Origin of the sequence: Saccharopolyspora antimicrobica (assembly GCF_003635025.1) — a bacterium.
GTDB classification, from domain to species: domain Bacteria; phylum Actinomycetota; class Actinomycetes; order Mycobacteriales; family Pseudonocardiaceae; genus Saccharopolyspora; species Saccharopolyspora antimicrobica.
On sequence record NZ_RBXX01000002.1, the window covers coordinates 5,901,748 to 5,914,491 of the forward strand.

General features: G+C 64.2%; 7 protein-coding genes. 4 read left to right on the top strand and 3 right to left on the bottom strand.

What is annotated here, in order from left to right; genetic code table 11:
• Positions 1 to 103: 103 nt before the first annotated feature.
• On the bottom strand, positions 104 to 1,441 hold the full coding sequence (locus tag ATL45_RS28190) for a recombinase family protein (RefSeq protein WP_246025590.1): 1,338 nt from the start codon (positions 1,439 to 1,441) through the stop codon (positions 104 to 106).
• A 269-nt stretch (positions 1,442 to 1,710) separates the two neighbouring features.
• Between ATL45_RS28190 and ATL45_RS28195 the strand changes: the two genes are divergently transcribed.
• Complete coding sequence (locus ATL45_RS28195) at positions 1,711 to 2,676, top strand: hypothetical protein (protein WP_143121579.1); 966 nt, start codon at positions 1,711 to 1,713, stop codon at positions 2,674 to 2,676.
• Between the two features lie 76 nt (positions 2,677 to 2,752).
• Positions 2,753 to 3,484, top strand: coding sequence for a 5-formyltetrahydrofolate cyclo-ligase (locus ATL45_RS28200; protein ID WP_121505482.1), 732 nt, complete (start codon positions 2,753 to 2,755; stop codon positions 3,482 to 3,484).
• Positions 3,485 to 4,396: 912 nt separating this feature from the next.
• Here the strand turns inward: ATL45_RS28200 and ATL45_RS28210 are convergent.
• The gene (locus ATL45_RS28210; RefSeq protein WP_093160761.1) at positions 4,397 to 6,319 is read right to left on the bottom strand and encodes an FG-GAP-like repeat-containing protein; all 1,923 of its coding nucleotides are present in this window, start codon (positions 6,317 to 6,319) and stop codon (positions 4,397 to 4,399) included.
• Positions 6,316 to 6,810: a hypothetical protein gene (locus ATL45_RS38555; RefSeq protein ID WP_143121799.1), complete on the bottom strand. Its 495-nt coding sequence runs from the start codon at positions 6,808 to 6,810 to the stop codon at positions 6,316 to 6,318. The genes ATL45_RS28210 and ATL45_RS38555 overlap by 4 nt, the downstream gene beginning before the upstream one ends.
• 609 nt (positions 6,811 to 7,419) lie before the next feature.
• Between ATL45_RS38555 and ATL45_RS28215 the strand changes: the two genes are divergently transcribed.
• Together ATL45_RS28215 and ATL45_RS28220 are read left to right on the top strand one after the other, a co-directional pair.
• Positions 7,420 to 10,929, top strand: coding sequence for an ALF repeat-containing protein (locus ATL45_RS28215; RefSeq protein WP_093160763.1), 3,510 nt, complete (start codon positions 7,420 to 7,422; stop codon positions 10,927 to 10,929).
• A gap of 53 nt (positions 10,930 to 10,982) precedes the next feature.
• The gene (locus ATL45_RS28220; protein ID WP_093160766.1) at positions 10,983 to 11,339 is read left to right on the top strand and encodes a hypothetical protein; all 357 of its coding nucleotides are present in this window, start codon (positions 10,983 to 10,985) and stop codon (positions 11,337 to 11,339) included.
• Positions 11,340 to 12,744 lie beyond the last annotated feature (1,405 nt).

The following is a 12,744-nucleotide window of genomic DNA, read 5'->3' on the forward strand; positions in this document are numbered from 1 at the left end:
CTCTTTTACCCCACGAGGTTTCAGTAACTCTGCGACTGGCGCTCCTCGTTGCTGGCGGTGAGCCCGTTTTCTCGGTGGTCGAGCATGTGGTCCATCTCGAGTGCTAGCGATGTCTGGCCGGGTAAGGCCACTTGTTCTTGAGCAGTACGGTGTGGTGTCGGCCTGAGTTCCAGCCTGCGTGGCTGCACACGATCTCCAACCCTGCTCGATGGAGCTGTTCACCAACGTCGCAGGTCACATCGTCCTCGAGTGGTTTCCAGCCTTGCTGGTTCAGCAGTTTGGGTAGGGCGTCGAGTAGGTGGTCCTCGCGGACGTAGACGGTACGGGGCGCCTGGCTCGACCGCGGTATGCCCGCTCGGTAGCCATGGCGGCAGCGATGACCGGCACGGCCATGGACCCAGTGCGCGTCCATCCGGCGGCCGCACTCACCGCACACCACCAACCCGGCCAACACATACCTACGCCGCTGGCCGTCCTTGGCTGTCCGCGCGGCCCGTATCCCTTGGACAGCGATGAACGTGGCCTCGTCGACTAACGCTGTATGGGACAGGAGTTCGGATACCTCCCAGTCCTGCACCGAGCTCCGCCGAACGCGCCCGGAGCCGCGGCCGCTGGGGCGTCCCTCGCCGCCGTGGCCTTTAGTGGTGTGCCGGTTCCAGACCTGCCGGCCGGTGTATCGCGGATTCTCCAGGATCAGTGCGATGGTGCGAGCGATCCATTGTCCTGCTGGCACGTGTGAGTTGCGGGTCTGATCGGCCTCGGCGGGGCAGGGCACACTGCGGTCGTTGAGCTCCCGTGCCAACGACGCGACCGACCGGCCGCGTGCGCGTTCGGTGAACATCCATCGCACCCACGGTGCGGTTTCGGGGTCGGGCTCCAGCACGTGCACGCGCCGCCCCCACTGTGCGTGGGTGGTGTTGGGGTGTGGGCCGGCGTCGGCGAGGCGGTATCCGTAGGGTGGGCGGCCGCCGAGGAAACGGCCTTCCAGCCGGGTTTGGGCTGCCATCGCGGCCTTCACGCGATGCCGGGCGCGTACGACCTCACGCTGTGCTTGTGCACCGAGCAGCACGATCAGTGCCTGGTGGACCGGGCTGCCCAGTTCCACCGGTCCACCGGCCTCGGGTAACCAGACCTGCACCCCGAGTGCGTTGAGCCGGGTCACGATTTCCTGGAACTGGTCACCGTAGAAGGCTCGTTCGTATTCGCCGACTACCACCGCATCGAACGCACGGTTCGGGCGCTCCGCCGCGGTCAGCAGGGCGGAAGCTTGCGGCCGGTCCCACCACGACCACCGCCGGGAGCAGCCTTCGTCGAAAAAGTCGGCCACGATCTCACCGGCGCCCTCGACCAGCTCGTCCGACACCGCGCGCTGCCACGCGCGCGAGGTCTGCGGGTCCTGGAATCCGCGAGTCGACACCCGCCCGTAGAACACGAACCGCACACCACCAACCGGTCCTGGAACGGCTCGCGGTGAACCCCGACGGCGTGCCGCTACCGCGTCGGCAAAACCCGCACTGCTCAACTCACTCATCCTGGCCCTCTCCGCATCGAAGCCGGCTACCACCACGCCGCAGCCCCATGACCGGCACCCAACCAGGCCAGGCCAACCTCACCGCACGCCCACCAGAGATACCGATCACCCCACAACACCGGCGTGGGCCCCGGCGCTGATCGTGCGAACGCCAACGGGCGTTCTCCGCTCAGGTGGAGGTGACCCACGCCGTGGCTAAGATCGGCCGCATGTCTGGGGATGAGAAGCCGGTACGGCGGGTGAAGGTCACGGCGGAAGTGATCTTCGAGGTCACCGATGTGGCCGCGGTTGAGCGAGCGGCGCTGGAGGACATCGCGCAGACCTCGTTCGCTGGAGACGAGGCAGCCGTTGCGGAGATTGTCGCTGAGGAGCAGGAGGCTGTCCGCGGCGACCTCATCGAAGCGGTCTCCTGGCTTGCAGATCCAGAACGGATGATCTCGTTCGAAGTTCCGGGGATTCAGTGCGGCCTGACGACGTACGGCGTTGACGACCTCGATAATCCAGAGTCGGCCTGGTATCCGGATTTCGGCTCGCTTTTCCAGGTGTGCGGCTGTCGTCTTGATTCGTGTGACAGGTGCGCCGGGTACGAGCTGACGCCCCGGATGGCCGCGGTCTTGTCGTCCATGAGTCAGATGCTCGCTGATCAAGCCTACGACGATGTGATCGAGCATGGTGACGAACCGGTCGAGAACGAGTCCGCTTGGAGTCTCTTCGCCGAGTACCCGCGCGTCACCTGGCGGCAGGATGCCGTCTGGCGCCGACAGGCTGCACGCGCATTCGACGATCTCGCGGCTGATCTCGAGGCTGGTGACTGGCCGCTGCCTCGTTGCCCCGCTGAGGAGATGGCGCTGCACCTGACCTTGCGCTACGCGCAGGCGGCTGTCGACGACGGTTGGGCCGGTTTCGACGGTCCGCTGAAGGACGTCCCCGAGTACCCGGACGACTTCGAATGGGACGCCTTGTACGAGATGTTCTTCCAGGACCTGGACATCCTGTCCCTGTTCGACGTGGAGCTCGACGGCATCGAAGATCCGGAGACCGAGACCAACCGACACTTCGGCATCGGCGACTACCGGCCGCAGGCATGGTTTCGATCCTTCAACAACATGGAGCCACGCGACGGACGGCGCCCGTTCCGGCGCTAGCACAGGCCCCGCCGTGCAGAATGTCTACGATCAGGTGCTCATCGTTGATGACCACGGCGTGCCGAGGAGCGACACGATGACCAGGACCGACGTGGACGCGTGTAAGGACACCATCCGGAACCAGGTGTGGGACCTGCTGGACCGCCATGGTGCCATCGCCGAAGCCGGCAGCGCGCACGGCCGGATCCCCAACTTCATCGGTGCCGACGCTGCGGCCGACCGGCTCGCGGAGCTGCAGGTCTGGCAGGACGCCGCCGTGGTCAAGGCCGTACCGGACAAAGCCCAGCTCCCGGCCCGTGCACGCGCCTTGCGCGAAGGCAAGCTCGTCTACATGGCCGTGCCGAAACTCGCACAGCCACAGCCCTTCTACCTCCTGGACCCCGCCGAGCTGACTGTCGCTCCAGAGGAAGCGGCGTCCAGCCGCGTCGCCGCATCCATAGCACGCAACATCGGCCTGGACGAGCTGCGGCCGGTCGACTTAATCATCTGCGGCAGCGTCGCGGTCAACCGCGGCGGGGTCCGGCTGGGCAAGGGCGCTGGCTACTCCGACATCGAGGTCGCCCCCTTGGCGCAAGCTGGGCTGATCGGCGCCGGCACCACGATCGTCACCACCGTGCATTCCCTCCAGGTCGTCGATACCGAGATCTCGGAGACCCGCCACGACTTCAGCGTCGACCTGATCGTCACCCCCGACGAGGTGATCACCTGCTCGCCACCGCGGCGGCCGGCCGGGCTCCACTGGGACGACCTCAGCGCGCAGCAGATCGCCGCAATGCCAGTCCTGCAATCACTGCGGAGCGGACGCTGAAGGCGGGCACACGTCCAACGGAGAATACTCATTCGACGCGAACGACACCAAGGCGAAGAAGTGGCAAACGCTGGGGCCAATGCTGGCTCGGGGCTCCGACGGGCACTGCCGAACGAGGTACGAGGCGCTGCTTCGGCTTCTGGATCAACATGTGCCCAGCCGTTGACCAGGGCACCAGTCGAAGGTCGAAACGAAAGTCGTTGCCCTGACTAGGACTGTTAGAATAACGCAAATGGGACATCGGTGGGCCTGGCCAAAAGGGACGTGATGGGCGTACTTTGGTGGCGAATCGTGGCGTGGGCGACGGTCGTTGGAGCTTTGATCGCGGGTGCCTGGTTGGCTGTGCAAGCCATGTCGGGATTTCTATCGTGGGCCGCTCCCGTGGCCATGTGGGGTGCCGCCGTGGGCGCCACGATCATCCTGCTCGTGGAGAGAAGGCAAGCGCGGGACTGATCGCGGATATGCGATGACAGTGCCCGGCACCCGGCGATGGGTGCCGGGGCGCGTTGATTCAGGCGACGCGGTGCCGCTTCTGGGGTTCGGTCGCCGAGCTCGGCGGGTTGTGGACCGATCCGAGCAGCCCAGCGCGATGGAGCGGGCTGCCGGGACTCGAACGTAGCGGAGCCGCGCGTAGACGGCTGCGAGCACGAGTGTGGGAACCGGAGTCGCCAAGCCAGTCGAGCATAGCCGCGCGGGGTGCTAGCGGGGAGGAGCGCGGGCCAGGCGGCGGGCGCGATCGTACGGTCGCACTTGAGCTGGGCAAGCGTGGAACTTGCGCAGGGTTCGTGGAAGCTGCGGGCTGTTCTCGTTTCGGCCCTCCGGGCAGGTTTCGGTCACTCACTGGCCAGGGCCGGTAAGAAGTTCGGGGTGGGAAGGCGTCGCCTTCCCACCCCGAGGTGGTTACCGGTCTGGTCAGCGGTGTGCGGAGGGCAGTGGTACTTCCAGGCCGCCGGCGAAGTTGCCGTGCCATTCGGTGCCGTTTTCGAAGGCGGTGCCGTCGGAGCGGGCGACGTAGACCTGGGCGCGGCCGCCGCGGGTGAAGGTCACGACGTCGGCTTTGCCGTCGCCGTTGAAGTCGCCGACACCGGGCCATTCGTCGTGGATGGAAAAGTAGTCGTTCCACCGGTCGTTGTTCTCGACGAAGCTCTCGCCGGTGGACAGCGACACGTAGACGTAGCCGGTGTTGCCGCGGAAGAACGTCACGATGTCGTCCTTGCCGTCGCCGTTGAAGTCCCCGACGGCGGGGATTTCACCAGCGGGGGAGAAGAGGTTGTGCCACTTCCAGCCGTCCTGGACGAAGCGGGTCCCGTCGGAGAGCGAGACATAGACGGCGCCGTGGTCGGTGAAGGTGATGATGTCGGCTTTGCCGTCACCGTTGAAGTCACCGACAGCGGGTTTCTCGGTGCCGAGGGCGAAGCGGTTGTGCCACTTCTGCGCGGGCTGGAACTGACTGCCGCCTGACAGGGAGATGAACACATCACCGTAGGTGCGGCCTGAGAAGGCGATGATGTCGTCCTTGCCGTCCCCGTTGACATCGCCCACGGCGACCTTCTGGTCGGACAGGCCGAAGTGATCGTGCCAGCGCTGGGTGGGGCCGAACTTGTTGCCGTCGGAGAGAGCGACGTGGACGGGCCCGTTGTTGAAGGTGACGACGTCGCTGATGCCGTCGCCGTTGAAGTCGCCGGTCAGCGGGATCGCGCCGTTACCGGCGAGGTTGCTGCTCCACTGCGAGGCGGCACCGAACTGCTCGCCGTCGGAGACGGCCACGGAGGTGGTGGTGCCTTTGAAGGTGGCGATGTCGTCTTTGCCGTCGCCGTTGAAGTCGGTGACGGTCGCATTCCGGCTGGTGGCCTTGACCGTGTTGGACACCGCGACCTGGGTGCCCTCGGCGTCGAGGACCGTGACCCGGTAGTGCCAGGTCTGCCCGGCGGGCAGCGAGGTGTGGGTGAAGCGGTTCTGGGAGGTCTCGCCGAGCAGGTTGCGGGCGTCGATGGCGACGCTGGCGTCCTGGGAGCCGTAGACGCGGTACTTGCCTGTCATGGCGGTCCAGGACAGGTTGATCGCGTTCTTGCTGGCCGGGGTGGCCTGCAGTGCGACGACCTGGCTGGCCATCCAGTCATACAGGTCATCGGCCCGGGCTGCGGTCGCACCCGCCTGCGTCGAGGTTTCGCCGATGCATCCGGCCTGGTAGGAGCCGCTGGCGACTGCGACGAGCTCACCGCCGCGCAGTACGGGTCCGCCGGCGTCTCCCTTGCAGATGTTGGCCTCGCCGCTGCCCTGGAGGTTCAGGGTCCCGGAGCCAACGGAGTCCACAGTGAACTCACCGGTGTGCGCCTGGGCGGGAACCCACTGATCAGCGGTGCGCCCGAAGCCCGACACCTGCAGGACCTGCCCCTTGCTCGGAGCTGCCGACGCCACCGTCACGGGCGTGACCCCGGTGACGGGCTTGTCGAGGTGAGCGAGGACGAGGTCGCGGTCCTCCCGCGGCACGATCCGGTCAACAGCCCGCTCGTGCGTCCCGACGGTCGCGGTGGTCGCCGTGTGCGGTGCACCGGGCTCGAGCTTCTCCGGCTTGCTGGGTGTAGGGGCGAAACAGGCCGCCGAGGTCACGACCCACTGCGGCGCCACCAACGCCCCGGAACACGCCGCATCGTGGGTTCCGATACGGATTTTGGCCAAATACGGCTGCGCACTGGCATCGGCAGTGGCACCACTGGAAATGGCATGCGCCGGGGCCGACATCAACGCGGCACCGGTCACGGTCACCGCCACGGCCGTCAACAGCCGTGAACGGAACGGGCGAATCATGTGTTCTCCTTGCATGAACCGAATCACGATGCCTGCAATTCGACGAGCGTCGCGGGGCTATCGCCGGGCGGAGCACTGCCTTCACCGACGGGCTTGTGTCCGCCGGGCGGAATGTCTACGGCCTCGGTCTTTCCGTTGACCGTGATTCGGGCGCTCACGTTGTGTTCACCGCCTCGAATCAGGTAGACACGAGGAATCTCTACGGTGAGCCACCCTTGTGCTCCGATGACTCGGAAGCATGAGGTGGGGAGGGTGACGCTTTCGACCTTGATCATGGGGTCGCTGCTCTTGCAGTCAGCGAGCACGATATGGCCGTCGCCTTTGATTAATCTGATTCCGCGTTCTGCGAAAATCTGGTCAGCGCCGGGGTAGTTGTACTCCTCGACTGCGGGTGCCGGTGCGGGCTCCGTGTTATTCGCGTCCGCCTCTTCGCTGTTCAGCGCGGAAGCAGATCCGGCTGACGTGGCTATTGCCGAGGTGAGCGAAAACAGCGCGATGAACTTCACCCAGTGCTTCATGCTTCTCCATACAATGATCTCCCCAGGTCGGGAGAATATTAGCAAATCAGACATCTAGGGACTAGCGCTACTTGAGTGATGTGGATCACTTATACGACTTTCGTTGAATGATTGGAAACTGTGTGGAGGATGCATGAATTGTGACTGTGATCCTGATTACTTTGAGTAACAATTCGTGGTTAGTGGTGCGGATCACTCCATCTTGCCTGGTTTGGGTGTTGTCCGTTTTGCTAGCTTCCTTTGTTGTTCGTGGCTGTTGCTGGAAACCGTTTCTCTGGGGGCCCTTCGGTTATGGCCGCATTTGTCGCATCGAGCGGAGCATCTGCGCGGAGGTCGACCTCCTTGTGTTAGACGACGTCTGATCGGTGGGCGGCTGAGGACGGGCGGCCCGCGGAGCTCGGACGGCCGGCGTTGCTGACGCGTGTCCAGCGGAAGCACGACGCCGTCCGATTCTGGAGGCTTGGCATATGTCCTTATTGGATAGTTCGTGCGTGTGTAGCGATCTGGTCTTCTGCCTGCGTGTTCGTTGACTGTATCTGGAGAAAGCGCGTGGTTTTCATAAGAAGGACTGGTCCGGTGGGTGAGCATCGGGCCCGAGGTAGACGGTTCTTGTCCCTCGGCCTTGTGCTGTCGGTCGGCATGAGCCTGTTAGGTGCTGCTCCTGTTGCGGCGGCCGAAGAAGATGAGCCCGATCTAGAGATTGAGCTGTCAGAACGCGCCCGTGTCGTGGAGCTCTACCTCGCTGGTGCTCCCGCCACCAAGGCCGCTGCTGAGGCGGCATTGATGGGATCGGATGAGGACATACGGTCCTTTTTGGACTCTGGGCAGCATGCTGCGTATGAACGGGACCTGCGGCTGCGCACTGTCCAAGCGATCAGCGGTGGCGGGCCCAGCACCCAGCATGCGGCCAATGCCGCGCTCGACGACGGCAGCATCGGCGTGCTGGAGGAGTTCCTGTCGGAGGGCTGGCGCGGCACCGTCCACACCGACATGCGGATCCGCACCGCTCAGCTGAAAGACGCCGGCGGTCTCGCGATGCAGGCGGCCGCTGAGAAAGCACTGCAGGCTGACACACCTGAGGCGTTGACAGCCTTCCTGGAGGAGGGCTGGCAGGAGAGCTACATCAAGGATCTGCGGATCCGGATCGCACGGATCAAGGACCAGGGTGGCCCGCACGTCCAGGACGCCGCCGAAGCCGCGCTGCAGGCGGATACGGTCACCGCGCTGCGCGCCTTCCTGGCCAACGGCTGGGAAGTGGCACAGGCACGTGACGAAGAAGAAGCCACCGTCACTGAGTTGGTCGAACGTGCGGAGACTGCCAGCGAGCTCGCGCAGCAGGAAACCGCAGCTGCTCAAGAAGCGACCAAGCGCGCGCTGAGCGCTGCAGCGGAGGCCAAGAAGGCAGCCGAGCGGGCGGCTCGGGAAACCGAGGCTGCTCAGTCGGATGCGGCAAAAGCCACTGCTGCTGCCGCGCGTGCGGCCCAGATGGCTAATGAGGCCGCTGCCGCCGCGCGCACGGCCATTTCCGCAGCCGACGCGGCTTCTGCAGCTGCTGCGGTGGCGGCGCAGGCAGCATCCCGCGCTGCGGCCGCATCCAGCCTGGCGGGCCAGGCCGCTTCTCGCGCGTACTCGGCGGCCTCCGCCGCGAGCATGAACGCAAGCCAGGCTTCAGCGGCCCGTCAAGCCGCTACCCAGGCACGCGAGGCAGCAGCAGGCGCGACCCGTGCCGCCGAGGCAGCGCGGTTCGCCGGAACCGCAGCTCGTGAGGCGGGCAACGCCGCCGTTTCTGCGGCCAACGCAGCGGACAATGCCGCAGCAGCGGGCCGTGCGGCGGCTCAGGCCGGCAAGCATGCCAGCGTCGCTGATGCCGAAGCACGCCGCGCCCAAGCCGCCGGGGAGGCCGCGCAGGCGCAGGCCAACCGCGCCCGCACAGCTGCGAACGCCGCAGTGTCGTTGGCCAACCGGTCCGCTCAAGCGGCAGATGAGGCTGCTGTCGCCGCTGCCTCGGCGGCGAAGCACGCCAACGCCGCGGCCGCCGCAGCCGATGACGCGGCCGAACACGCCGGTGAGGCGGCAGACGCGGCTCGACAGGCCACCGACCACGCGAATGCGGCGATCGAGGCCGCGAATGTCGCAATGGATGCCGCGAACCAGGCTCGAACTGTCGTTGACCTGGCACGCCAGGCCGAAGCCGACCGCGTCGCTCGCAACCAGGAGCACGCCGTCGAGATGGCCAAGGAAGCCCATCGAGCCTGGCAGGACAACGAGGACAAGCAAGCCTGGGACGCGGCCGAGCAAACACGCATCGACGACCAGACGCAGGCGCTGCTGGATGCCGCCACGGCTGAGGGCGCCGATCCGGGCACAGTGATCAACAGCGGGCGCAAGGCCGCCATCAACATTATGGAACACGGTGGCGTCTGGAGCAGCAATGCCGCTGCGGACGCCCTGTCCGGAACCGACGAGGACCTGCGAGCCTGGCTGCACCACGGCCGAGGCGAGGCGGCGGTGCAGGACGACCGCACACGAGTTGAACGGATCGCCGAGCTCGGTGAGACCGCTGAAATACGCGCCGCTGCCGAGCAGGTCCTGAAGGGAACTGACGCCGAGGTCCAGGAATTCCTGCGCACCCGCAACTACCCGGGGCGTGTGACCCACGACCGGATCCGCACGGCACAGGTCCTCGACGCCGGTGGTCCTGCCGTGCGTGCAGCGGCCAACACCGCTCTGGACGGCACTCCGGAAGACGTCCGGAGATTTTTGGACGAGGGCCAGTTCACCGCCCGCTTGAAGGATCAGCGGCTCCGGACGGCGCAGATCAAGGACGGTGGTGGCCCACGCGTTCAGGCGGCGGCCGAAGCCGCCCTGCACGGCCCGCCGGCAGCAGTGCAGATGTTCCTCGAATACGGCCAGTACACCGCAGCCGAAGAGGACCACAAGGCTGCGGTGCACGCGGCGGAAATGGAACGCCTCGTGCGACGGGGGATGGAGGCGGCTGCCCGGGCCCAGGAGCACGCGTTCAAGGCAGCAGAAGCCGCGGCAACAGCCCGCAACGTGGCCGAGGAGGCCGCTGGGTACGCCAGGCAGGCCAGCGCATCAGCTGAGCAGGCAGCAGGTTTCGCGGCTCAGGCTCAACGCGCGGCCAACGACGCGAAGGCCTCCGCCGACCGCGCAGCCAAAGCCGCCCAATCGGCGCTGGCGGCAGCTGATTCCGCGCAGCACAGCGCGGACCGGGCAGCGTCGTATGCGGCAAGCGCTCGACGGTCGGCCCTGGACGCGCGCGACTTCGCCGCATCCGCCTACTACGCGGCCAACCAGGCGCGTGCCTGGGCATACCAGGCAGGAAAGGACGCGGAGGCGGCTGCTCAGGAAGCCTTGGAAGCCATCGACATCTCGTTGGAAGCCTTCCGCAAGGAAGCTGAACAGCTGCGCAACAACCGTCCGCAGTTGACCGATGCGCAGATCAAGCAGACCTACCAGAACGGTCTGATCTGCAAGTACACCTACATGGAAGGTAGTCCCGCGGAGCAACGATGCCTGAATGAGGCATCAAGCCCGGGCTTCGACGACTACATGCAGCGAGACATGTTGCTGCTGGCCATCGAGGTCCTCACGCCCCTCCTCCAAGCCGCATCCGACGGCTTGGGGTTGACGATCATGTTCCTCCCTATCCCCGGCGGACAAATTCTGGCCGCAGGCAAGCTCTCTTATGCGGGTATACGGAGTTTCCTGACTTACAACCTCATCTACGCTAACTTCAGCAAATCTGCATGGTGGAGAAGCCGCCACCATATGATGTCGCACTACTTTAAGCATGTCCGCGGGTACCACTACAATAAGAACAAAGTATGGAAGAAGCGTGGGGTGGAGCCGGACATGCCTGAATTTAGAAGCTCGAAGGAGTACGAGGCCGCAGCCCAGAGATTTTTGAGTCAAAAACCGGGGAAGGCTGGCGTCTGCAGGGGGCTGGATGCGGCCGGTTTTGAATATTTCTGGGAGAAGGAGACAGGATATTTCGGAGTGAAGGAGCGCGACGGTAAAATTAAGACCTTCTTCCGTCCGCGTGACCCGCTCGATCAGTGGGATAAAAATGTGGTAAAGGTGTTGAATCCATGCTAGGGCCTAATTCTTTTGAGGAGCGAGTAAAAGAGGTTCAGGTAAGTTGGAGCAAGATGTCCTCGGAGTCGCTCATTCTCGGCTGGGAGGATCATGTCGACGAATGCGAGTCCGGCTACATGGACTGCATTGAAGAGTATGACAATGATATTTATGTCCGCAGTGCTATTTCTCGAGTTCTTTCTGATGAGCAGTTGGCGGGCATGCCCGAGATGGCTGCGTTCCGGGAGAAGGTCGAGGCTTTGGATCAGAGATTTCGGGAGTGCCTGTCGGATCAGCCGATCCTCCCGGCTGACAAGTATCCGTGGTGGCGCGTGTATCCACCACGCATAGGAGGGGAAGATCTGGCGGCGGACATACTTCGAAAGTATGGAGTTCGGATAGAAGTCGTCCGGAAGTATCCGCGTAAGTAAGGCGGTTCGCTTGGTGACAGCGGTCGTGGTGAACCGCTGTCACCAAGCGATTCTGAGGTGCAAATTCGATCAAGCATGTCTCCGGATGGCTGAGGTATGTCTGAGATCAGGTATGGGGTAGTTCCTGGCCATGTCGACTTCTGATTTGTTCGAAGCTCGGGTGAAGGCGGTGCAGACGAGCTGGCGAAAGTCGTCTTCGGAGGCGCTTATTCACAGCTGGGGATGTCTTGTTGATGATTGTGAGTACGGCTACAACTGGTGCGAGGACGAGTACTTCAACGATCTGTACGTGGCGTGATGCGATTACTCAGTTTCTTGCTGACGATCAGCTGGCGGACATGCCTGAGATGGCCGGCTTCCGGAAGGAGATCGAGGTTCTGGATTGGCGTTTTCTGGAGTGTTTGTCCGATCAGCAGATCTACTCGCCTGATAACTATAGTTGGTGGCGGGTCTACGTGCCTCTCCGGGATGGAAAGGGCTTTGCGGAGGGCCTGGAATCCCTTGGATTCCAGGTCGAAGTCGTCCCGGTATATCGGCGCAAGTAGTGCGAGTCGGTAGGATGGCAGGCGACACTTGCGTGCACGAGGCAACTCCCGAGTGAGAGCGCCAAATGGCGATTCTCCTTGATCGGGAGTTGTAGGCGAGCGGCGGCGTCGCTGGATCGTATGGGGTCATGATTGCTTTGGCAGGTTCACAGGGCATCCTGCCGGTCTTTATCCATTCTGCTTCGGGCCGTTGGCGCCGAGTAGCGAGGCTAGTGGCCAAGACGTGATCGTGGCTGGAAAGGATCATGGTGCCATGGAGCTGGCCAGAGTCCCGTGGATATGCCCGCGCGACGGTTCGCGGTGCTGAGGTGTGTCCGTCGGCCGCGGGGATCCAAGGCGTGTGTTGTCGGTATCGAGGGTGACGCAGCTCGAAACAGCACGTTGCGATTGATATCGATCAACTGGCCGATGACCAACAGCGTCGGAGAGCCTTACGAACGTCGATACCACCTCGCCTGTCCCCGATCACCTCCACCTGAATGGAGACCGCCATCGCATCCTGATCTAGTACTCCGCCTCGGTCGGATCACCTCCACGTGCGTGGAGAGCACGGTTCGAGGTGCTTGAGGTAGTCGCGCAGCGTCGGACCACCTCCACATGCGTGGAGAGCACGGGGCCAGCCGATCAGGCGGCCGGCCAGATCACGGACCGCCTCCACGTGCGTGGAGAGCACACTTCGCGACCTGGTGTTTTATAAGTGTGCATGTTCGTTTTGATGATCTTGGGAGGGGCTAAGACATGGCACTGGCGCCGTTTTCTGTCCAGCTGGGCACCTCGTTTTGTCGACCACGCCCGATCTCGATCTCGCTCGTCAGCCCGTGATCGGCTACCCCGCATTGCCGGGATCGCGGGATAATCTT

Coding starts and splice junctions, on each gene's coding strand:
- ATL45_RS28200 (WP_121505482.1), top strand. CDS start 2,753: ATGACCAGGACCGACGTGGACGCGTGTAAGGACACCATCCGGAACCAG.
- ATL45_RS38555 (WP_143121799.1), bottom strand. CDS start 6,810: ATGAAGCACTGGGTGAAGTTCATCGCGCTGTTTTCGCTCACCTCGGCA.
- ATL45_RS28220 (WP_093160766.1), top strand. CDS start 10,983: ATGTCCTCGGAGTCGCTCATTCTCGGCTGGGAGGATCATGTCGACGAA.